Genomic DNA, 23761 nt, shown 5'->3' on the forward strand with positions numbered 1-23761 from the left:
AGCGATGGTTATGGGGAAAGCGTATATTGTTGGAGCAGGCCCGGGTGACCCGGAATTAATAACGGTAAAGGCATTAAGATGTATCCAGAATGCAGATGTTATTCTTTATGACCGTCTGGTTAATCCAGAACTGTTAAAGGAAGCAAATAGGGATTGCCAGCTGATTTATTGTGGGAAACAACCAAATTATCATACATTACAGCAAGAAACGATCAACCATCTGCTAGTCAAGTACACCAAACAAGGGAAAACCGTTGTCCGCTTAAAAGGCGGTGATCCCTTTGTATTTGGACGCGGAGCAGAGGAGGTCGAAGCTTTGGTGGCAAAGGGGCTTCAAGTTGAAGTGGTTCCAGGCATAACAGCAGGAATAGCCGCTCCAGCCTATGCTGGAATCCCCATTACACATCGAGAATTAGGAAGCTCTTTTGCTGTCGTCACGGGGCATAAGCCGAAGGGGGAGCCAACCGATATTAATTGGAAAAGTCTCGCAACTGCAGTTGACACACTGGCTATTTACATGGGAATAACCAACCTCTCGTATATATGCGAGGAATTAATGAAACATGGAAAAAATGAAAATACCCCTGTTGCGATCATTCAGCAAGGAACAACACTGGCACAGCGAACGGTTACAGGAACACTTAGCTCCATTGTCAGCGTCGTTAAAAAAGAAGGTATTCAAAATCCTGCTATGGTAATTGTTGGAGAAGTTGTCACCTTCCGTGATAAAATAAGTTTACTAGAAGCAGAGGGGAAGGCTGAAAGCTATGCAACAATGGCTTAAAGAAGTCGCAAGAGGAAAAAGAGGGTCAAAAGATTTAGATTATCAACAAACAAAAGAAGTCGCTCAAACGATTATTAGCGGCAAGGCGACAGATGCCCAAATTGCAGCCTATCTGGTTGCACTCCGATTAAAAACGGAATCTCCGGAGGAATTGCTGGCGTTTGTGCATGCCTATCAGGATGTTACGAATAAATTTGAAGTGTCAAACCAGTCGATTATTGATCTAGCCAGTCCGTATAATGGAAGAAATTCCTTTACTGGGACTATTCCTACTGCTATTTTGATGGCGGAATACGGGTTTCCAGTGTTTTTACATGGCAGTGATTCACTGCCGCCGAAATATGGAACAGCGCTCAAGGAAATTCTTTTACAATTAGGTCTAAATGTTTCTCAACCGCCGCAAAGATTGACAAAAACAATTCAAGAAGCAGGAATTGCTTTTGCAAACACAGAAGAATATTGCCCTAGTTTAGGAAAACTCCGGAGGATTCGCAAAGAGTTGGGGGTAAGAACTCTTTTTAATACAGTAGAGAAGTTATTAAATCTAGCCAATGCAGAATCACTGATGATGGGAGCTTATCACCGGACAGCGATTAACAAAATTGCACCCATTTTTAAAGAACTTTCCTTTAAAAATGTTTATGTGGTTCAAGGGATGGAAGGTTCTGAGGATTTGCCTGTTCACCGCAATAGCTTTATTTATAAAATAACAGACAATAATATCGAATCATCGATTGTAAAACCAGAGGAATATGGGCTGTTGGTGCAGGAGTTTGATAAAGATGCCAAGCTATCTGCACGAGAACAGTCTGACATTACGCTTGCGATTCTCAGCGGGGATCAATCCAAATCATTACAGCCCTTTTACAATCAGGTACTTTTTAATACCGGCATTCGCTATTACCTGTTTGGTGTAGTCAATGATATCGGAGAAGGTATAGAGGTAGCTAAACAACAACTAAATGAACAACGTGGTTTAAGGCAATTAGAAAAATGGAAGGTAAGTCAGCCTGAGAATAGTACTTCGTAATATAAGCGTTCTGGACGAATATCTGTCTAGGACGCTTATTTTTTATAAGGCTAAAAATGTAGACAAATTAATTTTTCTTAATTTTGTATTTTTTCATTTACATAAAACCTATTGGTATGGTAGGATTAATTTCATCAATTACAAATACTTATCAAGAGAGGCTGAGGGACTGGTCCTATGAAGCCCGGCAACCTGCTGTGCAAGGTGCTAATTCCAGCAAAATGATCTTCATTTTGGGAGATAAGGCGTTTAACTTTCGTGAGATGCCTTTCCTTTTCGGGAAAGGCTTTTTTGATAAACAGAGGAGGTTTATAGTAATGACTATAACGGTAACATATGAAAACTGGAATGAGATATCCGATCAATTCTCTATTGAGGATAAAACAAAGGGAGCAAAATCGGTATTGGAGTGGGCATACAACTCTTATCCAGAAGACCAAATTGTCTATGCATCCAGTTTTGGTGCTGAAGCGATTGTGTTAATCGACCTCATCCAACAGGTCAAGCCAGACGCGCATATTGTTTTCTTAGATACTGGCTTACACTTTCCGGAAACATATGAGGTTATTAACAAAATCGAAGAGCGTTTTCCTTCATTAAGGATTGAACGAAAACTGCCAAAGCTAACATTAGATGAGCAACGCGAGCAATATGGGTCAGCACTATGGAAGAGGGAGCCTAATCAATGCTGTAATATCCGTAAAGTCATTCCATTAAGGGAAACACTGACGGCTAAACAAGCGTGGATTTCAGGGCTGCGCCGAGAACAATCACCCACTAGAGCTAACACTCAATTTTTAAATAAAGATGATAAGTTTCAAAACATTAAAATCTGTCCGCTTATTCACTGGACATGGGACGAAGTTTGGGCCTATATCAAGGAAAAAGATCTCCCTTACAATCCTTTACATGATCAAAATTATCCTAGTATCGGCTGTTTTCCTTGTACACAGCCTGTTACGGAAGATGGTGATTCACGTGCAGGACGCTGGGTGGGAAGCGGCAAGACGGAGTGTGGCTTACACACATCCTAAAAGGGGGCTTTTAGTTTGCTCACAGTTATAGCAGTAATAATAGGTTTATTTTTTGCAGTCAATATTGGTGCTAGCGGTGCCGCTGCTTCGATGGGGATTTCTTATGGAGCGGGTGTAGTAAAGAAAAGGCTGGCATTGTTAATGTGCGGTGTTACCGTATTCTTTGGCGCATGGCTAGGAGGCGGCGAAGTAGTCAAAACCATTGGCAGCGGAATAGTTCCGAACAGCACGTTTACCGTACCTATTGCTCTTATCGTGTTAGCTTCAGCAGCACTATCGTTATTCTTGGCGAATATATTTGGGATACCACTTTCCACAAGTGAAGTAGCAGTTGGGTCAGTGGTAGGGGCCGGTATTGTTTATCAATCTGTGTTTGTTAGCAATCTAGCATGGATTATGGTCTTTTGGCTGCTTACTCCTTTCGCAGCATTTGTGATTGCCATCCTAGCTGCGAAGCTATTAAAAATTAAAACATTGAAACGATGGATGGAGGCGCCGAAAGCCATTCCTATCCTATCCGTACTTGTCGTATGTATGGGGTTATTTGAAGCTTTCTCAGCGGGAATGAACAATGTCGCCAATGCGGTTGGACCACTAGTCGGGGCGGACATCATGTCGACAAGTTCTGGGATTTTCTGGGGCGGACTTTTTGTCGCCGCTGGTGCCATTCTGTTAGGTCATCGTGTTCTCGAAACAAATGGTAAAAAAATAACCAAACTTCGATTGGAAGAGGGCTGTGTCATTTCTGGAACTGGAGCAGCAATAGTTACTGTAGCCTCTGTCTTCGGTATTCCTGTACCACTGACACAAATCACGACATCGTCAATAATTGGCATCGGCTTTGCCAAGCATGGCAAGTCTGTCTTAAAAAAGGGTATAGTGGTTCAGCTACTTACGGTTTGGATTGTGTCACCTGTTTTATCCATGGTGCTTTCTTATACACTTATCCAATTGCTGATTGAACATAACTTTTATCCGATTGTAGCAATGGCAGGCGTTTTAATCTCCGTATTTGGAGTGTCGTCATTGATGAAAAGGTCAAATCAACCAGTCATAGAAACGGCAGAAAAGTAGTTTGATAGCTTCACTAAAACATTTTGATTTCAACGATAAATTCTTTATCGCTGATATAAATCTCTAATTTAGAGGCTTTTTATAAAAAAAACGTAAATTCAATGAAGAAAGGTTTGATTCTGTTGTCATTTTTACCAGCACCTCATGGAGGTAAACTAATCCAAGCATTTGATCCAAACTATGATGTTACATCTATCGAAAAAGACCTAGAAATCGACGCTATTGCCTTAAGTGACCTTGAGTTGATCGGTGTTGGGTTATTTAGTCCCTTAACCGGTTTCCTTGGAAAAGCAGATTATGAAAATGTTGTAGAGAACATGCGCCTTAGTGACAATACGATTTGGTCAATTCCTGTTACACTTCCAGTTTCTTATGAAACAGCAGCAACACTTGAAGTTGGGGAGAAAATCAAGCTAGTTTACAATAAAGAGGTATATGGAGTTATTACTGTTTCAGAGTGGTATGAACCGAATTTAGACAAGGAAGCCGTAGAGGTCTATAGAACACTTGAAACTGCTCATCCAGGAGTAAAGCGTCTGTATGAAAGAGGACCTGTCTATGTGGCTGGTGAAGTAGTGTTAGTTAAAAAGCCGGAAAAAGGAATCTTTGGCGACGTTTGGTTTGAGCCGAAAGAAACACGTGCATTGTTTGAAGAAAAAGGCTGGAAAACAGTTGTCGGTTTCCAAACAAGAAATCCTATTCACCGTGCACATGAGTACATTCAAAAAGCAGCACTTGAAACTGTTGATGGACTTTTCGTGAATCCACTTGTTGGCGAAACAAAGTCTGACGATATCCCAGCGGATGTTCGTCTAAAAAGCTATCGTGTCCTTCTTGAAAACTATTACCCAGCGGAACGTGTACAGCTTGGTGTCTACCCAGCGGCAATGAGATATGCAGGACCAAGAGAAGCGATTTTCCATGCAATTGCCCGTAAAAACTTTGGCTGCACGCATTTTATCGTTGGCCGTGACCACGCAGGTGTAGGTAATTATTATGGTACGTACGATGCTCAATTAATTTTTAATGAATTCCCTGAAGGGGAACTTGGTATTAAACCATTATTCTTTGAACATAGCTTCTATTGCACAAAGTGTGAAGGAATGGCTTCTGATAAAACTTGCCCGCATAGCAATGAAGACAGAGTGATCCTTTCTGGAACAAAGGTAAGAGAATTGCTTCGCGCAGGCCAGCTTCCACCATCCACTTTCAGCCGTAAAGAGGTTGTCGAAGTGTTGATTGAAGGAATGAAAGAAGAAAAGGCGACGGTCTAAGGAGGAGAAACAAATGACAAAAGCAACGAATATCACTTGGCATGCAAGTACCGTTTCAAAATCCGACCGTCATGCTCAAAATGGTCATGGAAGCTGTGTACTATGGTTTACAGGACTTTCTGGTTCTGGTAAATCCACGATTGCAAACGCCGTATCAAGCGCATTGTACCGTCAGGGTATTAATGAATATGTTTTAGATGGTGATAATATCCGCCATGGATTAAATAAAGACCTTGGTTTTTCAGACCATGATCGGACAGAGAATATCAGAAGAATTGGCGAAGTTGCCAAATTGTTTGTAGATAGCGGTGCCGTTGTAACGACGGCATTTATCTCGCCATTCCGTTCCGACCGCGACCAAGTTCGGGAGATTTTCCAAGAAGGCGAGTTTATCGAAGTTTTTGTTGACTGTCCAATTGAAGAATGTGAAAAGCGTGATCCAAAGCAGCTTTATGCAAAGGCTCGCCGCGGGGAAATAAAGGATTTCACGGGGATCGATTCCCCTTATGAAGCACCGGAATTTCCGGAAATTACAGTTCGTTCTGACCTTTTAACAGTGGAAGAGGCAGTGAATCAAATTTTAAGTTACCTCCAAGAAAAGAACATTCTCTAACATGAGTCGCTAAGAAAGGATGGCTGATCAATGGTTGGCAAGGTTTATTTAGTAGGTGCGGGTCCTGGAGATCCAGATTTAATTACAGTAAAAGGATTACGCTGCCTCAAGCAAGCTGATGTCATCCTCTATGATCGGCTGGTAAATCCTGAACTTTTGGAGAATGCAAAAGAGGGAGCACAACTTGTCTATTGCGGCAAGCTTCCACATTATCATACAATGAAACAGGAAACCATTAATCGTTTCCTAGTGAAATATGCCAAAAAGGGGTATCAGGTTGTTCGCTTAAAAGGAGGAGACCCTTTTGTTTTCGGACGTGGCGGCGAAGAAGCGGAGGAATGTGCGAAGCATAATATTCCGTTTGAAATCGTTCCAGGTATTACAGCTGGAATTGCTGCTTCTGCATATGCAGGAATTCCTGTTACCCATCGTTCCTTGAGTAAAAGCTTCGCATTTATTACCGGACATCAGGCTGGTGATGCCTGTGCCGAACATCAGTGGGAACATTTGGCGAAGGGTGTAGATACGATCTGTGTGTATATGGGTATAGCCCATCTTCCGATGATAACCAAACACTTAATCGTAAACGGTAAATCACCACAGACTCCAATTGCTCTGATTCATTGGGGGACATTACGTGACCAGAGGATTGTGGTAGGAACACTTGAAAATATTGAAGAAGTGGTGGAAAGAGAGCAAATTACCAATCCGAGTATGATCGTAATTGGCGAGGTTGTTAGTTTGCACAAAAAATTAAATTGGTTCCAAGAAGAAATTGTACCAAATATTCCAGTAGCTAACCGGTAACAACTGAAGGGAGCACATTGTATGAAAGCAATTCTTTATATCGGCCACGGTACGCGCTCAAAAAAAGGTGCGGTCGAAATTAAAGCCTTTATTAACAAGGTTAAGGAGCGAATTGATGTACCAATTCAGGAAGTCAGTTTCCTTGAGTTGACAGAGCCGCTGATTGAAGAAGGCTTTGAAACATGTGTTGAACAAGGTGCAACGGAAATCGATGTCGTTCCTCTGTTTCTTTTGGCAGCGGGACACATAAAACGGGATATCCCTGAAGCCTTGTCACCTTTAATGGCTAAATATCCTACTATTCCGGTCAAAATAAAGAATCCATTTGGCGTGCAGGAAGTTATTTTGGATGCGGTCGCTGAGTTAATTAAGGATTCAGCAGGTGAAGTGCTTCCCGCTGACAGGTTATTGATTGTCGGTGTGGGCAGCAGTGACCCTGATGTTCATGTGAACTTTGCTAAGATTGCAGATGGCATCGGGGGGCGGCTTGGACCTGAAAAGGTAACTGTTTGCTATTTTGCAGCCACTGAACCGAAGCTGAGTGAGGGATTAGAGACGATATCGGAAGGAGCTAAAGGCCGAGTAATTGTCGCTCCTTATATGCTATTTACCGGTCTCCTTCTTGCAGAATTGAACAAAATCGTGCGATCTCGTCAAAAAGAAGGTCAAGAGATTCTTTGTACTCCAGCTTTAAGCAACCATACCGTAATAGAAGATATTGTAATCGAACGTGCGGTTGGTGAGCAGAAACAAAAGAATTTAGGTAACTAAAACATATAAATAGAGAACTGGGTCATTAAAAAGACTAATTTAAATCTAACAGCCTCTAAAAAATTACTGTATGATAAAGTTTATATTCCATAGTGAGGTGGATAACGTTGCAACTTCAGGTAATGAACAGTCCGTTTAATCAGGAGCAGGCGGAACTCCTAAATCGTCTCTTACCTACTTTTACTGAATCTCAAAAAGTTTGGTTGAGTGGGTATCTTGCGGGTGCAGCATCTGCGCCATTGGCTTCAGTCCTCGGGGTGCCAAGCCAGCAGGGAACTACAGAGGGGACAGCTTCAAAAGAAGTGACCATTCTTTACGGATCACAAACAGGTAATGCACGAGGCTTAGCAAAAAAGGCAAGCACGACACTTGAAGGAAAAGGATTCCAAGTAACTGTTTCCGCCATGAGTGATTTTAAGCCAAACAATATTAAGAAAGTAAAAAATCTACTTATTATCGTAAGTACCCACGGAGAAGGCGATCCACCGGATAATGCCCTGACATTCCATGAGTTTCTACATGGCAAAAGAGCTCCGAAGCTTGAAGACTTAAACTTTTCAGTGTTATCGCTTGGAGATAGCTCATATGAATTCTTCTGTCAAACAGGTAAACAATTTGATGCTCGACTAGAGGAACTGGGTGGAACCAGACTTTATCCACGTTTCGACTGTGATCTTGATTACGATGAACCAGCAGCAGAATGGCTGGAAGGAGTCATCAGCAGCCTTGGTGAAGCAAAGGGTGGAATTCCTGCACTAACTCAGGGTACGGCAACTCAAACAGTTGAATCGACCTTTTCAAGAACCAACCCATTCAGAGCAGAAGTGCTTGATAATCTCAACTTAAACGGCCGCGGATCAAATAAAGAAACACGCCATCTCGAGTTATCGCTAGAAGGGTCTGGCCTTAGTTTCGAACCAGGGGATGCGCTTGGAATCTATCCAGAAAATGATTCTGAACTAGTTGACCTTCTTCTAGAAGAATTAAAATGGAGCCCAGAAGAAAGTGTAACTATTAATAAACAAGGCGAAGTTCTTTCGTTAAAAGACGCGCTGACAACATATTATGAGATTACAACATTAACAAAACCGCTTCTTGAAAAAGCAGCAAAACTTACCGCAAACAATGAACTACAGGAACTTCTAAATGATAGTGAAAAAGTAAAATCCTTTCTTGAAGGACATGATTTACTTGATGTAGTTCGTGAGTTTGGACCAGTAAATAGCTCTCCTCAAGAGTTTGTTTCAATACTTAGGAAAATGCCTGCACGCTTATATTCAATTGCAAGCAGCTTAAATGCAAATCCAGATGAAGTTCATTTAACAATAGGTGCTGTCCGTTACAATGCTCATGGTCGTGACCGCAAAGGTGTCTGCTCCATTTTTACAGCAGAACGATTACAGCCAGGAGACACGGTACCAGTCTACATTCAACATAACGAAAACTTTAAGCTCCCGGCGAATCCTGTTACACCAATCATTATGGTAGGACCAGGTACAGGTGTAGCACCATTCCGCTCCTTTATGCAAGAGCGCGAGGAAACTGGAGCAGAAGGTAAGTCTTGGATGTTCTTCGGAGACCAGCATTTCGTGACAGATTTCCTTTATCAAACAGAGTGGCAAAAATGGTTGAAAGACGGTGTATTAACTAGGATGGATGTTGCTTTTTCACGTGATACAGCTGAAAAAGTTTATGTTCAGCACCGTATGCTTGAACAAAGCAAAGAATTGTTCCAATGGCTTCAAGAGGGTGCTCACGTATACATTTGCGGTGATGAGAAACATATGGCACATGACGTCCATCAAACACTTATTGGAATAATCGAAAAAGAAGGAAGCTTGAGCCGAGAAGAGGCAGAAGCCTACTTAGCAGATATGCAGCAGCAAAAACGATACCAGCGCGATGTATATTGATACAGTAGTGGAAGGAGATTTTTCTTAAATGGTGAAGCAAAAATTAAAGGCACCTGAAGGCGCGCCAAGTGATGTAGAGCGTATAAAAAGAGAAAGTAACTTTTTACGCGGAACACTAAAGGAAGTAATGCTCGACCGAATCAGTGCAGGAATTCCAGACGATGATAACCGCCTAATGAAGCACCATGGCAGCTACTTGCAGGATGACCGTGACCTCCGCAACGAGCGACAAAAGCAAAAGTTAGAGCCTGCTTACCAGTTTATGCTTCGTGTTCGTATGCCTGGTGGTGTAGCAACTCCAGAGCAGTGGCTTGTCATGGATGACTTAGCTGAAAAATATGGCAATGGTACCTTAAAGTTAACTACTCGTGAAACATTTCAAATGCATGGCATCTTAAAATGGAATATGAAAAGCACTATTCAGGAAATTCATGCTGCTCTTCTAGACACCATTGCCGCTTGCGGTGATGTAAACCGTAATGTGATGTGTGCATCTAATCCTTATCAGTCTGAGGTTCACTCAGAAGTGTATGAATGGTCGAAAAAATTAAGTAATGACCTATTGCCACGGACAAGAGCTTATCATGAAATTTGGCTTGATGAGGAAAAAGTCGCTGGAACACCGGAAGTAGAAGAAGAACCAATGTACGGACCGCTTTACCTGCCGCGTAAATTTAAAATCGGTATTGCAGTACCGCCATCAAATGATATTGACGTTTTCTCACAGGACCTAGGTTTAATTGCGATTGTTGAAAACGAAAGGCTTGTCGGCTTTAACGTAGCAATTGGCGGCGGAATGGGAATGACTCACGGAGACAAAGAGACCTACCCGCAGCTTGCCAAGGTAATAGGCTTCGTTAAACCAGAACAAATCTACGATGTGGCAGAAAAAGTGATTACGATTCAACGTGATTACGGAAACCGTTCAGAACGTAAAAACGCTCGTTTCAAGTATACTGTCGACCGTTTAGGACTTGAAACAGTAAAGGAAGAACTAGAAGAACGCCTAGGCTGGAGTCTTGGTGAAGCAAGACCTTATCATTTTGATAACAATGGCGATCGTTATGGCTGGGTAAAGGGCATTGGCGGAAAATGGCATTTAACATTGTTCGTTGAAGGTGGACGTGTCGCAGATTTTGATGATTATAAGCTAAAGACAGGCTTACGGGAAATTGCCAAGATACATACAGGTGATATCCGTCTGACATCCAATCAAAATATAATCATTGCCAATGTATCAGCACAGAAAAAGAAGAAGATTAATGAATTGATTGAACAATATGGTCTAACAGATGGTGAGCATTATTCAGCGCTCCGTCGCAGCTCGATTGCCTGTGTTGCCCTGCCGACATGCGGTTTAGCAATGGCAGAAGCAGAACGTTATTTGCCACGTCTTATCGACAAAATCGAAGATATTGTGGATGAGAACGGTCTTCGAGATAAAGAGATAACCATTCGGATGACAGGATGTCCGAACGGCTGTGCACGTCATGCACTCGGAGAAATAGGCTTTATCGGTAAGGCACCAGGCAAATACAATATGTACTTAGGAGCAGCCCATGATGGCAGCCGCTTAAGTAAAATGTACCGAGAAAACATTGGTGAAGAAGAAATTTTAAGTGAGTTGCGTGTGGTTCTTTCCCGATATGCGAAAGAACGCAACCAAGACGAGCACTTCGGTGATTTCGTTATTCGTGCAGGAATCGTCCAAGCTACGACAGATGGCACAAATTTTCATGCGTAATATCGGAAAAGAGACAGAAATCCTGTCTCTTTTTTTGTGCTGTGTCCGAGGAAAATGATGATTTTAGAACTTGTTGATTTGTGCGGAGGGAGCGAGACTCCTGCAGGAGGACGGGACAGGGGAGACCCCGCAGGCGCTTTAGCGCCGAGGAGGCTTCCCGAACCGCCTGCGGAAAGCGAAGCGCCTGGAGCACAAATCAACAGACTTATTGAACGCGGCCTTTCGTAAAAATATTCAGAAATTTTAAATATCGTCTAGTTTTGTCATAATTTAACTTGTTTTAGCGAAATGATTTAATAGATTTAAATACATGCTATAATACTTTCCATGACTAACATATAAAAGCAACTAGATAATTAATATTGTTTAGAGGTGTGTTTTTGTTATGAGTATAGTAGATTTAGAAGAAGCAATAAATGAGAAAAGGGCTAAAATGATAGAATTAGGTATGGAAAAAGGACTGTCTTGTGAGGAAACAATAGTATGCAGCCAAGAGCTTGACAAATTGCTTAATGACCATAGAAAATTAACAGCGAGGCAGGGCCGATTTAAAGCTACCTCATTTCAAGAAGATCTTTTAACCTTTATTTTTCACTTTCAAAGATTGATAATGAGACCTGATAGACTGTTGCTTCCTTACAAAAGTAATAGATTCTCTTAAGTTCATATGTATGCCTTAGTAGGTAATTTTAGACCCACCCATTTAAAAAGATGGGTCTTTTTTTTGATTATTATGTTTAGGTTCGCTGAATCGTAGAAGTTGAAAAACTTTTTACCATTTTTTGCAGGTTTCTATGCGCTTCTCTTAGTTTGATTGTTTCTTCAATAATTCTTTGAATGCCTTCAATGTCTCTATCAGATGCATTTAAAAGTGTCTTTGGTACTCCTTCAGCAATTTGTTGTAGGGTAATATCTTGGCTCATAGCTATGACCACCTTTCAACTTATTCAATAGACTATTTTTTTTCGTCTACTCTAATAGTTTGAGGTAGAAGAGTGTTTCTCCTGCCATGACTATAAAAAACTTGTCTACATGAATCACCAGAATCTATTAGAAAAAGCAATGTTCTAGCAAATAACGACGGGAATCCATTAGGGTTGTTAGACCTTTGTAGAAAAATATTTAAAGAAAATTCAGTTAATATATATAGAACTGATACTGGAATAAATAAATAGCATAATGAAAGAATAATAGTTGACTTAACAACTGTTTGTAATATAATAAAACCAATGGTTTTACTGGGGATTTAAAAAAGAGGTGAAATATAGATGTACTTAACGATAGAAAAGATTCAAAAGAGTTTTGTAAATGATAGAAAAGAAAACGTAAAAGTACTTGATGGAATAAATTTGAATGTTAAAAAAGGAAGTTTTGTTTCAATTGTTGGACCATCTGGATGTGGGAAGTCTACATTGCTCTACCTTGTGGCGGGACTTGATAAAGCAGATAGCGGCGAAATTCGCGTTAATGGAGACTTGGTAACGAAACCTGGTCGTGAAAGAGTGGTAGTGTTCCAAGAAGCAGGTTTATTTCCTTGGCTGACTGTCTTAGAAAATGTAACCTATGGGCTAAATTTAAAAAAAATGCCAAAGGAAGAGGCAAAAGCGAAGGCTCTTGATGTATTAAAAATGGTTCACCTCAGTAAGTATGTAAATTCCTATCCACACGAATTATCTGGCGGCATGAAGCAAAGGGTTTCCATCGCTAGAGCATTAGTGATGGAGCCTGACATCCTGTTAATGGATGAGCCTTTTTCAGCATTAGATGAACAAACGAGAATGGTACTTCATAAAGAGCTGCTTGATATTTGGAGAAAGACCAAAGTTACCATCTTTTTTATCACCCACAATATTAGAGAAGCGGTCCTTCTTTCAGAAGAAGTCGTGGTTTTTGCCACACGTCCCGGAAGGATCAAGGAAATTATTCCTGTTCCAACCATGAAGGATGGGGTTACACCTGATAGTGTGACGTTAAATACTGAACAACGAATCTTGTCTATATTGCAAGAAGAAATTGAAAAAGTTTTGAAGGAGGAAATCGGTGATGACTACAGCTTTAAGACGGATCATCTTCATCGCGGCGATAGCGGTGATATGGGAAGTCACATCTAGATTTTCCAGCCTTCCGGATTTTATGTTTCCCAGCCTGAGTCAGGTTTTGGAAACACTTTTCAACGGCTTAATGAGTGGTCAAATTACGCTGGCAATCGGTAAAAGTATGGGGCGTATCCTCCTTGGGTTTACGATAGCCATAGTTGTGGGATTAATATTAGGGTACTTCATTTGGCGATATAAACTGGTCGAAGACACATTGGGATTTGTCGTAACGGCGCTTCAATCAATTCCAAGTATTGTTTGGTTCCCACTAGCGATTATCTGGTTTGGTTTAAATGATTTTTCGATTCTTTTTATTGTTACAATCGGAGCAACGTGGACCATGACGGTTAACGCAACGAGCGGTTTCAAGAATGTCCCTCAGCTTTATCAGCGGGTGGCAAAGGTCTATGGTTCCAGTGGTTTTCATTTCCTTCGAACTGTTATCCTTCCAGCATCTGTACCGCAAATCATTTCAGGGCTGCGGATTGCATGGGCATTTTCATGGCGCGCCTTAATGGCAGGTGAACTGCTTGGCGGCGGCGGAGGACTTGGACAGCTGCTTGAAATGGGTCGTTCTCTCGGTCAAATGGATTTAGTTATCTCTGTCATGATTATCATTGCCATCATCGGGACTATTGTCGATAATGTTGTTTTTTCCAGACTTGAACGTAATGTAGAAATAAAATGGGGTATTCGAAAAAGAGTTTAATAAAAAAATAGCCAGGAGAGAAAAAAATGTTAAAAAAATCGATGCTTTATCTATTTATCACGATCTTATTTATTGGACTTTTAAGCGGCTGTGCCCAATCATCCAACGAAGGTGAAGGCAAAAGCAATAGCGGAGAGGCGAAAACGGTTAAGATTGGTTATTTTCCGAACCTAACTCATATCGCAACAATTGTCGCACTTGAAAAAGGCTATTTTGAGGAAGCTTTCGGTAAAGATGTAAAAATTGAAACAAAAACGGTTGCAAATGGCGGATTATTTATGGAAGCTATGGCGACTAAGGCAATAGATGTTGGTACAGTAGGTCCAGGGCCATTACTTAACTTCTATGTAAAAAACAAAGAATACCACCTCATCTCAGGTGCGGTAAATGGTGGAGCGGTTCTAGTGGCTGCAGAAGGCAGCGGAGTTGAAAAATTAGAAGATTTAGATGGAAAAAAAGTAGCGATTCCGGTTATTGGAAGCACGCAGGATGTAATGTTACGTAAAGCATTAAAAGACGCAGATTTAAAAGCGAAAACAAGCGGCGGTACAGTTGATTTATTTGCAGCAGCTCCTGCTGACACAGCATCTCTTTTCATCCAAAAACAAGTTGACGCAGCTGCTACACAAGAGCCTTGGGGATATGTACTTGAAAACCAAGCAAATGGTAAACTCCTTTTAGACTGGGACAAATTTGCATGGGGTAAGGAATCTACCAATACAGTCGTTGCTGCTAGAGCAGACTTTTTGGAAAACAAAGACTTAGCAAAGCAATATTTAGACGCTCATAAAAAAGCGGTGAAATTTATTCAGGACAATCCTGAAGAGAGCAAAGAAGTTGTCATGAAGCACTTAAAAAATCTTACAGGTAAAGAGTTAAATAAAGATGAAGTAGACGCAGCATTCTCACGTTTAGCTGTCACAACAGACGTTAACGAAAAAGTCATTCAGGAAATGGCAGATATCAGCAAAGAAGCTGGATATATTCCAAGCAGTGACATTAAAGGTTTAATCGACTTATCATTATTGAAGTAATAATGGAAGGTTTTGGACTCAGGTTATGGGTTCAAAACCTTTTTTTAAGGTAAAATAAGGGTGGCAATACATAGAGGAAAGGGATGGTAGAAATGAAATCAACAATTACATGGACAGGGGATATGTCTTTCACTGGAACGACACCTTCAGGACACGAATTAAGAATGGACGCTGCACCAGAAGTTGGTGGTCAAAATAGTGGACCTAGACCGACAGAGCTACTCCTTTATTCGCTTGCAGGCTGCACAGGAATTGACATCGTGATGATTTTGAAGAAAATGCGTTTAGAGTTAACTGGTTTTTCCATGGAAGTAGAGGGAACACGTGCGGATACAGAACCGAAGAAATTTACCGACTTTCATATTCACTATTCAGTAGAAGGGGACCTGCCAGAAGAAAAGGTAGTCCGCGCCATCCAATTGTCAAAAGACAAATACTGCTCCGTGTCCCATTCATTAAGTGCAAACATAGTCGCAAGCTATTCGATTAACGGAGTCAAAAGTAATCAAGTCTTATAGGTTTTTAATATTAGTTATTTCAAGAAGCACGAATCAGGATAATAATGGACCTCATAAAGAGTTTATGAGGTCCAAATTAATGATAAAAAGAAAAAGTGGACCTCATAAAGTGTTCATGAAGCTCATATCAAGGATAAAAAAGAAAAAGTGGTACTCATGAAAAAAGGATTCAGCTTTTTGCTGAATCCTTTACCTTTTCATAATGTTCATAAAACACTTTAAATAGCCGTTCATCTCCGCCTCGGTCAGGGTGAAGGGCTTTTAATAATTTTTTGTATTCTTTCCTAACAACATCCATATCTGCACCAGGATCTAATCCTAATATCGAGGTTAGGGTCAACGGCGGAGTATCGGTAAGCTCATATTCTGCTTTTAGCATTCTTTTTAAGGATCGATTTTTTGCTTGTTCGATCCGAATTGTCGTTTTTAACTGGTCAATTTCTTCTTTCAATTTTTGATTGTCACGAAACGTTTTTTCCCAATTGAGAAAATCTACTCCGAACTGCTTGGTTTTGTTCTCTATCTTTTTTTCCAAAATAAAAGACGCTAAATCAACGGGAGTTATGGAGTATTCGAGATTTAGGTGCTTTGTTCTTCTGGCTTTAATTTTCCCATCGAGAATCCAACGAATGACAACCTGTTCACTATCCGTAATCCCCTCAGCTCGAAGCTGTTCTGTAACCTCTTTGACATTTAACATGAAATCAACTCATTCTACATTCGTCTAGTAACTACTAAACTAATGTATCACATGGAAAATGTTACAGGTTTACAAGACTATTTAATTTTTGTTGCAAAAAGTTTTCATTAACGATTATCGACTTTTTCCGGATAAAGGTCATGGTTCATTAAACGGAAAGTGGCCATTTCTTCGAACTTGGTACCTGGCTTGCCATAGTTGCACCATGGATCAATAGAAATACCGCCACGTGGCGTGAACTTACCCCAAACCTCAATATAGCGGGGATCCAAAAGTTTAATTAAATCGTTCATAATAATATTAACGCAATCCTCATGGAAATCACCATGGTTTCTGAAGCTGAATAAATAAAGTTTTAGAGATTTACTCTCAACTATCTTTTTATCTGGAATGTATGAGATATACATCGTTGCAAAATCGGGCTGATGGGTAAGCGGACAAAGACTAGTGAATTCCGGGCAATTAAATTTTACGAAATAATCACGCTCTGGGTGAAGATTATCGACTGCCTCCAAAACCTCAGGTGCATATTCAAATGAGTATTGTGTATTTTGATTTCCTAGTAGTGTTAAATCTTTTAATCCTTCTTCGTGGCTGCGGCCTGACATAAAAAAACCTCCAAGTCAAAATGTATATTCAGAAAGCCCAAGCAATCATTCTATTACAAACTAGTTGGATAAAAACAAAAAGCCATGTCCGCATATGGACATGGCATAGAGTCATGAATCCATAGTTTTTTATAGAGGGTATCAGCTATGAACCTCTCCCGTATAAGTACGGGTATTATCTTCTCCATATGATAAAGGACACTCAGCCAAACGTCAATTGAAAAATATTGGACAATAAATAATCCCAATATTTAAAAGATTAATCTTTTACTTTTATTATGGTATCATACTAACAGAAAACAACAGAGGTTCTAGCACCCCTCGTTAAAAAAACTAAGAAGAAGCAGTACTTCTATCTTGGGGTACTGCTTCTTCTATTTTGGAAGGAGTTTCATTACTCATGTTAAAAGATGAAAAAGCCATTGTCGTATTTAGCGGCGGGCAGGACAGTACTACTTGTTTATTTTGGGCATTACAACAATTTAAAGAGGTGGAAGCCGTCACTTTCGACTACAATCAACGGCATAGTTTAGAAATTGAATGTGCCAAAAATATAGCTAATGAACTAGGTGTAAAACACCATATTTTAGATATGTCTTTATTAAATCAGCTTGCACCGAATGCATTAACACGCTCAGATATTGAAGTGAAAGAAGGAGGAGAAGGTGAACTGCCTTCAACGTTTGTTCCAGGAAGAAATCTATTGTTCCTTACCTTTGCAGGAGTATTAGCCCGTCAGGTTGGTGCCAAGCATTTAGTCACAGGTGTTTGTGAAACAGATTTCAGCGGCTACCCAGATTGCCGCGATATTTTTATTAAATCATTAAATGTAACCTTAAATCTTTCCATGGATGATAACTTTGTAATCCACACCCCATTAATGTGGCTGAATAAAGCGGAAACATGGGCATTAGCGGATGAATTAGATGCATTTAATTTTGTACGTGAGAAAACATTAACCTGCTATAATGGTGTTATTTCTGACGGCTGCGGCGAATGTCCGGCATGTGTGTTAAGAAAACGCGGACTTGATGACTTTCTAAGTGGGAGGTTTTAAGAGATGTACGGCTTTAGAATCGTCGATAAATTGCAAAAAATAGATGAGGATATCCAGCGAAAAGAACTCAAGTATCATAATAAGCGCGTATTAGTCAGCAAGGAATTTACTTTTGATGCGTCCCATCACCTGCACTGCTATGAAGGTAAATGCAAGAATCTTCACGGACATACCTATAAAGTGGTCTTTGGGATTAGCGGCTATGTAGATGACAGAGGATTAATGATGGATTTTGGCGATATCAAGGAGATATGGAAAAATGAAATTGAAATTCACCTTGATCACCGTTATTTAAACGAAACCCTTCCTCCTATGAATACTACTGCCGAAAATATCGTCGTCTGGATTTATGAAAAAATGCAAGAATCATTAGCTAAAGAGGAAAACAAGGATCATTATATTGGAGCTAGAGTAGAATTTGTCCGTCTTTTTGAAACGCCTACCAGCTATGCAGAAGCGAGAAGGGAGTGGATGGAGGAATGAACAGAATTCCCGTATTAGAGATTTTTGGCCCAACGATTCAAGGAGAAGGAATGGTCGTTGGACAAAAAACAATGTTTGTTCGAACAGCCGGCTGCGATTACTCCTGCAGCTGGTGTGATTCAGCCTTCACGTGGGATGGCAGCGCCAAAGATGATATTAGGCAGATGACTGCAGAAGAAATTTGGACAGAATTAAAAGCCCTTGGCGGGGACAATTTCTCATTTGTTACCATCTCAGGGGGGAATCCTGCACTTTTAAAAAATCTAGATTCACTGATTGATTTATTAACAGAAAATGAGATTAAGATTGGAATTGAAACACAGGGAAGCAGATGGCAGGATTGGTTTTTAAAAATTGATGAACTAACTATCTCGCCAAAACCTCCAAGCTCGAACATGGAAACAAATTTTGAAATATTAGATTCAATTTTTATAAATTTAGATGAAAACCAGTTTGAGAATAATGTTAGTTTAAAAGTCGTTATTTTCGATGAAACTGATCTCGAATATGCAAGAATGGTCCATAAGCGTTATGAAGGCATACCTTTTTATTTGCAGGTAGGGAATGACGATATTATGAATGGTAATAATCAAGAACTAATCCAAAAGCTGCTTAATAAATATGAGTGGCTCGTCAATCGGGTAGTCGAAGACAGTCAGCTAAACAATGTCAGAGTACTGCCTCAACTACATGCCCTGCTTTGGGGTAATAAGCGCGGTGTATAATCGAAAAGCCCACCTAATTGATTAGGTGGGCTTTTCCTCTTTTTTTAACAAATTCTTTTTAAAAATCCATCTTAGCAATGGAGGTACAGCAAAAAAGATAAATAGAAGCCGGAATAATTGAAAGCCCGCCACCATGGATAAATCCGCTTGGACTTCATGTGCGAGAATAGCCATTTGATCTGCACCTCCAGGAGTTAAACTTAAAAAGCTTGTCGAAGGTGTGATATCGTAAAAATGGACAAGAAGCATGCTCATCCCTAATGATTCCAAAACCATTACAATTCCGCTAACGATCGCCAGTGAGAGGATTTTTGTTTTATTCTCAAGCTTTTCTGGTTTTAACATTAAGCCAATGTAGCTCCCAATCATGAATTGAGATAAATCTAATAGGATGGTTGGCAGTTCCGGACCGTGGAAACCAGAAATGGTCAAGATACCAGTTCCAACAATTGGTCCTAATAAAAATGGTGTAGGGAAATTCAGCTTTTCCTATGAAAGCAAAAATCACACATATTACCACAAATAGAAGGATGTTAGGAAAAAACAATCCAGTGTTTTCAGCAAGGTCAAGAGTGGGTTTACCTGAAAGATGATCAAATATTGGGCTACTAATTAAAAAAGGAACCGAGAAAATAATGATAATTACACGTGTTACTTGTAGAAAAGTAACAACAGTCAGATCAATCCCCTTTGCCTCTTCTGCAAAAGTAATCATTTGAGAAAGTCCTCCTGGAATACTGCCAGTGAGGACGGTAGGGTAACCAATACCTGAAAGCTTAGAAACAAAAAAAGCAATCCCAGAACAAAAGGCTATAAGAATGATGGTTAATAAAAGCATTAAGGGCAGTTTTCCAAAAATTTGGATCAAAGCCGTTTTTGTAAGTGATAATCCTATCGAATACCCTAATAGCACCAAGCCTGCGTCCCGAATCTGTCTTGGCCACAATCCTTGAAATCCTCTTGATTTGGAAGAAATCAAAACAGCTGTCATCGGCCCGAGCATCCAAGGAATAGGGATTCCTAAAAGCGAAAAGAAAATACCTCCAAGAGAGGCAATAAACAGTGTTATGTAAAAGCGATTTATTTTCTTATTAAGACTTATCAAAAACATCCCCGCTAACTTCTTTTTATTTATCATATCAAAAATTGGCTAAACCGTAGACCATTAATAAAAATACAGTTTATTATCTTTTATTAAGTTAAGATGAAGTTTAATTTAAGAGTAGGTAAAGATGCTAAAAATCGACACACACCCACCCAGGAAAAGTTTACAATCGGATAGGTAACTTAGGAGCATTAAAAAAACTGGAGGTGACATGGTATGAAGAACATTCTTCGAACCGCAGTCCAGCAAAGAAGGCAATTTCTTATAGATAAATTGCTTAAAGTCGGTGTGTTTAAAAAAGAAGATCGACATCTGTATGAATGGACCTTAAGTGACTTAGAGGAAGAGTACAAATATATTGAAACCAGCAGCCTTGCAAAAGGAAAGATGGACCAAGATAACCAACTACAACAGTAAAGTCATAAATACTTAGGTAAACACAAGAAAGGCCGGTTACATGACCGGCCTTTTACATACAATTTCACTTTTTTTCGGTCCCTAACTCACCACGATCTGCAGCCATCGGCGGTTGTTCCATCCATTTATGATTGATCATGATATTAGCGCCATCCTCTGAATACAATTGAATTTCTAACGATAATCTGTTATACATGACCCCCAAATCCAGCCGGGGACTTTGAGCGACACCAGTACCGTAATAACCGATACTTAATCCAATCAACCCGCTCGTAAAAAACATCATCAATTTATCAGAAAATGTATAGGATGTACTTGTTGTTACTTCTGCAGCTAAGCTAGCCGGAACGGGGAGATTACATTCCGCCAACTTTTTCCCAAACAATTTTATATGTTTCTTACCAATGTCAATCCCTCTTAGAAAAAATTGAATAACTTCCTTGTCCTTCGCCACCTGGCTAAATCCAATTAGAGTGGCTTCACCTAGAATATTTCGCTGAACGTTTGCATATAGATTGCCTACTTCTGCGACGATTAATGGTCTTTTTTCACCGATTGCATCCCAAAGAAAGGCCTGTTTATTGACAAATTCCACCTTCTCCATTGGTAAATGTGGCGACCTTACATACAGGCCTTTCTCCAATAATAGATCCTTTGAAACTTTGTACAATTGCATCGTTTCAGAAAGACATTCTATGTAATAATCTGTAATGTCGGATCGTACCGCTGATGCCACGCTGGCTGAATATGTGGTAAGACCAATCTTTGACATTTGGTGGATAAATTGAAGAACATAGCTGTCTGAATATAACTTCGGAGCGGCTAAATCAACATCCTCATTTACATTAAAACCATAAGGGACAGGATAATCCTCTTCATTAAAAAAGACCGTTAGTTTTTCAATATGTTTTTTAGATAATTGTAATGCAAATTCAATAATAGGTTTTATTTCTGGGTCTTCCACCTTTTCCAAAAAAAATGTAAGAACACAAGCGCTGCCGCTGTCATTCATGTATTGAGACCAAAGCTGAGCAAGTTCTGCAGATGTAATCATTACTTTCTTGTCTACTTCCATTATATAACCTCCAATTAGCGGATACCTATTTCCATCATTTCCTTTAATAATAAAAATATGTATAGTAATTTACTTAATCCTACTCATTGATCGGGCTCTATTGTTAGGGTTTGTTTAAGGTTTCCTTTATAAAATGAATCCATGGTCATGAGATACCAAAACCCCGGATTTGTTAGAAATGAAAAAAGGAGACAATAGGATGAAGAAAAAATCAATGTTATTAAAAGCAGGTTCAATCATTTTATGCTCAACACTTTTGTTTTCCTGCAGTAAAGCTACAGATTCCACGAACGAATCTAGTACAATTGCAGCTGTAAATACGGAGGAGTTAAGTACAATTGGAGATAAAGAGGTTAGTGCAGTTATAGGTGAAACTATTTCCTATAGCGATGACGATTTTTACACGGATTGGGAAAATGAAAATCCAACTTATATTGAATTAAATGGAGCTAGTGCTAGCTTTAATGAGCAGTGTTCGTAACGAATAATGTTGTTACCCTAAGGGCTGCAGGAGTATATGTTATTAGCGGTAATCTAGATGACGGTCAAATCATTGTTGATGCAGAAGATAAGGGAACTGTTAAGCTCGTATTAAATGGTGCCTCAATAAACAGTAGCAATCAAGCTCCGATTTATGTGAAAAATGCAGGAAAAACCGTTGTATCTCTTCCGGAAGGTACGGATAATACGCTATCGGATGGAACCGAATATGTGCTAGAGGATTCATCTGATAAGCCGAATGCAGCCCTTTATAGTAAGGACAACCTAACGATTAATGGTACTTGTAAACTAACGGTCCATGGAAATTACAATAATGGAATAACGAGTAAAGACGAATTAAGAATCACAGGCGGTACCATTGAGATTGATTCAGTAGATGATGGATTAATGGGCCGAGATGTGGTGGGAGTTAAGGAAGGAACGATTACCATTGAGGCCGGCGGAGATGGAATCAAGTCTTCAAATAATAAAGATTCGTCGAAAGGAAATATAGCCCTTGAGGGTTGTAGGTATGATATCACAGCAAGTAGTGATGGAATCCAAGCTGAAAGCTCTTTATTAATTGCTGATGGAGACTATACCATTTCTTCTGGTGGCGGCAGCCCAGAAACGGTAGCAACGAAAGGATATGATATGAGACCGACTGGTAATGAAACCACAACGGCAACCACTCCAGTAACAGAAACTGAAAGTGCAAAAGGATTAAAAGCAACGGTAGATGTGGCTATCGGTGGGGGACGCTTTAAGATTGATTCTTCTGATGATGCGATACACAGCAACAATAGCGTCACCATTGCAGGCGGTGAAATGACGATGGCATCAGGAGATGATGGTATACATGGAGATACAGCTGTTCTTACAAAAGGTGGAAAAATAAACATTACCAAAAGCTATGAAGGAATTGAGAGTAAAGTCATAAGTATAGCCGATGGTGAAATTGACGTTACTCCAAGCGACGATGGGATCAATGTTGGCGGCGGAATTGACGGTTCAGGTATGGACTTCCAATCCACTGAAACGGATGACAATTTATTATCGATTTCAGGTGGAACTGTTACCGTTAACTCAGCAGGTGATGGACTCGATTCCAATGGTTCAATCCAAATGACTGCTGGTACGGTTTTAGTTAATGGTCCGACAGACAATGGCAATGGTTCACTTGATTACGATCAAAGTTTTGAAATGGCGGGTGGTTTCTTGATTGCTGCAGGTAGTGCAGGGGTGTTACAGGCTACTTCAGAACAATCAATCCAGAATGCTATGGTTATGACCTATCCTGAAACACAAGCAGCAGGTACACTCCTTCATCTTGGAGACAGCGATGGAAACACAGTAGCAACGTTTGCACCGGAGAAAGATTATCAAGCAGTATTTATCAGCTCACCAAACCTCGAAAAGGATAAGGATTATACGCTTTATTCAGGGGGAACATCAACAGGTAAAGAGGCAGATGGTCTTTACAGTGATGGAGATTACACTGGCGGTACCAAAGTAGTAGAATTTATGATTTTGGACTCTGTAACGTGGCTTAATGAATCCGGTGTGACAACCGGCAGCAGCGGCGGTCCTGGAGGCGGAGGCATGAGAGGCGGTGGTCAAAGACCTGATCGTGGACAAACACCTCCTACAGGAGAAGCGCCAGATGGCAGCCAGACACCACCAACCACTAATCAATAACATAAGGTAACG

The 23761-nt window shown here is 40.2% G+C and carries 25 protein-coding genes, 1 pseudogene and 2 riboswitches; of the genes and pseudogenes, 21 read left to right on the forward strand and 5 right to left on the reverse strand.

The window, feature by feature from the left end:
* The first annotated feature begins 10 nt into the window (after window positions 1-10).
* The 11 genes from cobA (F4694_RS17445) to F4694_RS17495 all read left to right on the forward strand — a co-directional run bounded on the left by cobA (F4694_RS17445) (window position 11) and on the right by F4694_RS17495 (window position 11705).
* Complete coding sequence (cobA, locus tag F4694_RS17445; RefSeq protein WP_179600246.1) at window positions 11-784, forward strand: uroporphyrinogen-III C-methyltransferase; 774 nt, start codon at window positions 11-13, stop codon at window positions 782-784.
* On the forward strand, window positions 768-1814 hold the full coding sequence (locus F4694_RS17450) for an anthranilate phosphoribosyltransferase (RefSeq protein ID WP_179600248.1): 1047 nt from the start codon (window positions 768-770) through the stop codon (window positions 1812-1814). The genes cobA (F4694_RS17445) and F4694_RS17450 overlap by 17 nt, the downstream gene beginning before the upstream one ends.
* A gap of 145 nt (window positions 1815-1959) precedes the next feature.
* Window positions 1960-2061, forward strand: a riboswitch (SAM riboswitch).
* A 70-nt stretch (window positions 2062-2131) separates the two neighbouring features.
* Window positions 2132-2848: a phosphoadenylyl-sulfate reductase gene (locus tag F4694_RS17455; protein ID WP_179600250.1), complete on the forward strand. Its 717-nt coding sequence runs from the start codon at window positions 2132-2134 to the stop codon at window positions 2846-2848.
* Window positions 2849-2863: 15 nt separating this feature from the next.
* Entirely contained in the window at window positions 2864-3922 is a 1059-nt protein-coding gene (locus tag F4694_RS17460) for an inorganic phosphate transporter (protein ID WP_179600252.1), read from the forward strand.
* A gap of 101 nt (window positions 3923-4023) precedes the next feature.
* Window positions 4024-5196: a sulfate adenylyltransferase gene (gene sat, locus F4694_RS17465; RefSeq protein ID WP_179600254.1), complete on the forward strand. Its 1173-nt coding sequence runs from the start codon at window positions 4024-4026 to the stop codon at window positions 5194-5196.
* A gap of 13 nt (window positions 5197-5209) precedes the next feature.
* Window positions 5210-5809, forward strand: a complete 600-nt coding sequence (gene cysC, locus F4694_RS17470) for an adenylyl-sulfate kinase (protein ID WP_179600256.1) — start codon at window positions 5210-5212, stop codon at window positions 5807-5809.
* Between the two features lie 30 nt (window positions 5810-5839).
* Entirely contained in the window at window positions 5840-6616 is a 777-nt protein-coding gene (gene cobA / locus F4694_RS17475; RefSeq protein WP_179600258.1) for a uroporphyrinogen-III C-methyltransferase, read from the forward strand.
* A 21-nt stretch (window positions 6617-6637) separates the two neighbouring features.
* Window positions 6638-7387 (forward strand): sirohydrochlorin chelatase, encoded by a 750-nt coding sequence (locus tag F4694_RS17480; RefSeq protein ID WP_179600260.1) that lies wholly within the window; start codon window positions 6638-6640, stop codon window positions 7385-7387.
* A gap of 107 nt (window positions 7388-7494) precedes the next feature.
* Window positions 7495-9300 carry an assimilatory sulfite reductase (NADPH) flavoprotein subunit gene (locus tag F4694_RS17485; RefSeq protein ID WP_179600262.1) on the forward strand — a complete coding sequence of 602 codons (1806 nt, stop codon included), beginning with the start codon at window positions 7495-7497 and terminating at the stop codon, window positions 9298-9300.
* A 28-nt stretch (window positions 9301-9328) separates the two neighbouring features.
* Window positions 9329-11044: an assimilatory sulfite reductase (NADPH) hemoprotein subunit gene (gene cysI / locus F4694_RS17490; RefSeq protein WP_179600264.1), complete on the forward strand. Its 1716-nt coding sequence runs from the start codon at window positions 9329-9331 to the stop codon at window positions 11042-11044.
* Window positions 11045-11429: 385 nt separating this feature from the next.
* Window positions 11430-11705 (forward strand): aspartyl-phosphate phosphatase Spo0E family protein, encoded by a 276-nt coding sequence (locus F4694_RS17495; RefSeq protein WP_179600266.1) that lies wholly within the window; start codon window positions 11430-11432, stop codon window positions 11703-11705.
* Window positions 11706-11781: 76 nt separating this feature from the next.
* On the opposite strand, the gene F4694_RS17500 is transcribed toward F4694_RS17495, so the two are convergent.
* Window positions 11782-11967, reverse strand: a complete 186-nt coding sequence (locus F4694_RS17500; protein WP_063252427.1) for a hypothetical protein — start codon at window positions 11965-11967, stop codon at window positions 11782-11784.
* A gap of 345 nt (window positions 11968-12312) precedes the next feature.
* Here F4694_RS17500 and F4694_RS17505 point away from each other — a divergent pair, with 345 nt between their 5' ends.
* From F4694_RS17505 to F4694_RS17520, 4 genes are all read left to right on the forward strand, one after another.
* Window positions 12313-13155 carry an ABC transporter ATP-binding protein gene (locus F4694_RS17505; RefSeq protein ID WP_179600268.1) on the forward strand — a complete coding sequence of 281 codons (843 nt, stop codon included), beginning with the start codon at window positions 12313-12315 and terminating at the stop codon, window positions 13153-13155.
* Window positions 13088-13849 (forward strand): ABC transporter permease, encoded by a 762-nt coding sequence (locus F4694_RS17510; RefSeq protein ID WP_179600270.1) that lies wholly within the window; start codon window positions 13088-13090, stop codon window positions 13847-13849. The genes F4694_RS17505 and F4694_RS17510 overlap by 68 nt, the downstream gene beginning before the upstream one ends.
* A gap of 26 nt (window positions 13850-13875) precedes the next feature.
* Window positions 13876-14883 carry an aliphatic sulfonate ABC transporter substrate-binding protein gene (locus tag F4694_RS17515; RefSeq protein WP_179600272.1) on the forward strand — a complete coding sequence of 336 codons (1008 nt, stop codon included), beginning with the start codon at window positions 13876-13878 and terminating at the stop codon, window positions 14881-14883.
* A gap of 92 nt (window positions 14884-14975) precedes the next feature.
* Complete coding sequence (locus F4694_RS17520) at window positions 14976-15401, forward strand: OsmC family protein (protein WP_179600274.1); 426 nt, start codon at window positions 14976-14978, stop codon at window positions 15399-15401.
* Between the two features lie 169 nt (window positions 15402-15570).
* On the opposite strand, the gene F4694_RS17525 is transcribed toward F4694_RS17520, so the two are convergent.
* Both F4694_RS17525 and queF read right to left on the reverse strand, forming a co-directional pair.
* Entirely contained in the window at window positions 15571-16101 is a 531-nt protein-coding gene (locus F4694_RS17525) for a J domain-containing protein (RefSeq protein WP_179600276.1), read from the reverse strand.
* A 107-nt stretch (window positions 16102-16208) separates the two neighbouring features.
* A complete protein-coding gene (gene queF, locus F4694_RS17530; RefSeq protein ID WP_179600278.1) occupies window positions 16209-16709 on the reverse strand; it encodes a preQ(1) synthase in 501 nt (166 codons plus the stop codon).
* Window positions 16710-16824: 115 nt separating this feature from the next.
* A riboswitch (PreQ1 riboswitch) is annotated at window positions 16825-16871 on the reverse strand.
* 217 nt (window positions 16872-17088) lie between these two features.
* On the opposite strand from queF, the gene queC reads away from it, so the two are divergent.
* Genes queC through queE form a run of 3 tightly spaced genes read left to right on the forward strand, consistent with a single transcriptional unit; the run spans window position 17089 to window position 18974 of the window.
* On the forward strand, window positions 17089-17766 hold the full coding sequence (queC, locus tag F4694_RS17535; RefSeq protein WP_374757432.1) for a 7-cyano-7-deazaguanine synthase QueC: 678 nt from the start codon (window positions 17089-17091) through the stop codon (window positions 17764-17766).
* 3 nt (window positions 17767-17769) lie between these two features.
* Complete coding sequence (gene queD, locus F4694_RS17540) at window positions 17770-18249, forward strand: 6-carboxytetrahydropterin synthase QueD (RefSeq protein ID WP_179600282.1); 480 nt, start codon at window positions 17770-17772, stop codon at window positions 18247-18249.
* A complete protein-coding gene (queE, locus tag F4694_RS17545; RefSeq protein WP_179600284.1) occupies window positions 18246-18974 on the forward strand; it encodes a 7-carboxy-7-deazaguanine synthase QueE in 729 nt (242 codons plus the stop codon). Before queD ends, queE begins: the two co-directional genes overlap by 4 nt.
* 21 nt (window positions 18975-18995) lie before the next feature.
* Here the strand turns inward: queE and F4694_RS17550 are convergent.
* A pseudogene (locus F4694_RS17550) lies at window positions 18996-20112 on the reverse strand (AbrB family transcriptional regulator).
* 183 nt (window positions 20113-20295) lie between these two features.
* On the opposite strand from F4694_RS17550, the gene F4694_RS17555 reads away from it, so the two are divergent.
* Window positions 20296-20496 (forward strand): Fur-regulated basic protein FbpA, encoded by a 201-nt coding sequence (locus F4694_RS17555; RefSeq protein WP_179600286.1) that lies wholly within the window; start codon window positions 20296-20298, stop codon window positions 20494-20496.
* A gap of 64 nt (window positions 20497-20560) precedes the next feature.
* On the opposite strand, the gene F4694_RS17560 is transcribed toward F4694_RS17555, so the two are convergent.
* A complete protein-coding gene (locus tag F4694_RS17560) occupies window positions 20561-21571 on the reverse strand; it encodes a DUF3231 family protein (protein ID WP_179600288.1) in 1011 nt (336 codons plus the stop codon).
* A gap of 199 nt (window positions 21572-21770) precedes the next feature.
* Between F4694_RS17560 and F4694_RS32275 the strand changes: the two genes are divergently transcribed.
* The gene (locus F4694_RS32275) at window positions 21771-22052 is read left to right on the forward strand and encodes a hypothetical protein (protein ID WP_257029283.1); all 282 of its coding nucleotides are present in this window, start codon (window positions 21771-21773) and stop codon (window positions 22050-22052) included.
* The gene (locus F4694_RS32850) at window positions 22043-23749 is read left to right on the forward strand and encodes a carbohydrate-binding domain-containing protein (RefSeq protein ID WP_308806364.1); all 1707 of its coding nucleotides are present in this window, start codon (window positions 22043-22045) and stop codon (window positions 23747-23749) included. Before F4694_RS32275 ends, F4694_RS32850 begins: the two co-directional genes overlap by 10 nt.
* Window positions 23750-23761 lie beyond the last annotated feature (12 nt).

This window comes from Neobacillus driksii, assembly GCF_013409995.1.
In the GTDB taxonomy this organism is placed as follows: domain Bacteria; phylum Bacillota; class Bacilli; order Bacillales; family Cytobacillaceae; genus Neobacillus; species Neobacillus driksii.

What these genes read in the sequence shown, in the direction of transcription:
- queD (WP_179600282.1), top strand. Translation starts at nt 17,770, where the DNA reads ATGTACGGCTTTAGAATCGTCGATAAATTGCAAAAAATAGATGAGGAT.
- F4694_RS32275 (WP_257029283.1), top strand. Translation starts at nt 21,771, where the DNA reads ATGAAGAAAAAATCAATGTTATTAAAAGCAGGTTCAATCATTTTATGC.
- cysI (WP_179600264.1), top strand. Translation starts at nt 9,329, where the DNA reads ATGGTGAAGCAAAAATTAAAGGCACCTGAAGGCGCGCCAAGTGATGTA.
- F4694_RS17515 (WP_179600272.1), top strand. Translation starts at nt 13,876, where the DNA reads ATGTTAAAAAAATCGATGCTTTATCTATTTATCACGATCTTATTTATT.
- cobA (WP_179600246.1), top strand. Translation starts at nt 11, where the DNA reads ATGGGGAAAGCGTATATTGTTGGAGCAGGCCCGGGTGACCCGGAATTA.
- F4694_RS17520 (WP_179600274.1), top strand. Translation starts at nt 14,976, where the DNA reads ATGAAATCAACAATTACATGGACAGGGGATATGTCTTTCACTGGAACG.
- cysC (WP_179600256.1), top strand. Translation starts at nt 5,210, where the DNA reads ATGACAAAAGCAACGAATATCACTTGGCATGCAAGTACCGTTTCAAAA.
- F4694_RS17555 (WP_179600286.1), top strand. Translation starts at nt 20,296, where the DNA reads ATGAAGAACATTCTTCGAACCGCAGTCCAGCAAAGAAGGCAATTTCTT.
- F4694_RS17525 (WP_179600276.1), bottom strand. Translation starts at nt 16,101, where the DNA reads ATGTTAAATGTCAAAGAGGTTACAGAACAGCTTCGAGCTGAGGGGATT.
- F4694_RS17495 (WP_179600266.1), top strand. Translation starts at nt 11,430, where the DNA reads ATGAGTATAGTAGATTTAGAAGAAGCAATAAATGAGAAAAGGGCTAAA.
- F4694_RS17505 (WP_179600268.1), top strand. Translation starts at nt 12,313, where the DNA reads ATGTACTTAACGATAGAAAAGATTCAAAAGAGTTTTGTAAATGATAGA.
- queF (WP_179600278.1), bottom strand. Translation starts at nt 16,709, where the DNA reads ATGTCAGGCCGCAGCCACGAAGAAGGATTAAAAGATTTAACACTACTA.
- queE (WP_179600284.1), top strand. Translation starts at nt 18,246, where the DNA reads ATGAACAGAATTCCCGTATTAGAGATTTTTGGCCCAACGATTCAAGGA.
- F4694_RS17455 (WP_179600250.1), top strand. Translation starts at nt 2,132, where the DNA reads ATGACTATAACGGTAACATATGAAAACTGGAATGAGATATCCGATCAA.
- sat (WP_179600254.1), top strand. Translation starts at nt 4,024, where the DNA reads ATGAAGAAAGGTTTGATTCTGTTGTCATTTTTACCAGCACCTCATGGA.
- F4694_RS17510 (WP_179600270.1), top strand. Translation starts at nt 13,088, where the DNA reads ATGACTACAGCTTTAAGACGGATCATCTTCATCGCGGCGATAGCGGTG.
- F4694_RS17560 (WP_179600288.1), bottom strand. Translation starts at nt 21,571, where the DNA reads ATGGAAGTAGACAAGAAAGTAATGATTACATCTGCAGAACTTGCTCAG.
- F4694_RS17480 (WP_179600260.1), top strand. Translation starts at nt 6,638, where the DNA reads ATGAAAGCAATTCTTTATATCGGCCACGGTACGCGCTCAAAAAAAGGT.
- F4694_RS17450 (WP_179600248.1), top strand. Translation starts at nt 768, where the DNA reads ATGCAACAATGGCTTAAAGAAGTCGCAAGAGGAAAAAGAGGGTCAAAA.
- cobA (WP_179600258.1), top strand. Translation starts at nt 5,840, where the DNA reads ATGGTTGGCAAGGTTTATTTAGTAGGTGCGGGTCCTGGAGATCCAGAT.
- F4694_RS17500 (WP_063252427.1), bottom strand. Translation starts at nt 11,967, where the DNA reads ATGAGCCAAGATATTACCCTACAACAAATTGCTGAAGGAGTACCAAAG.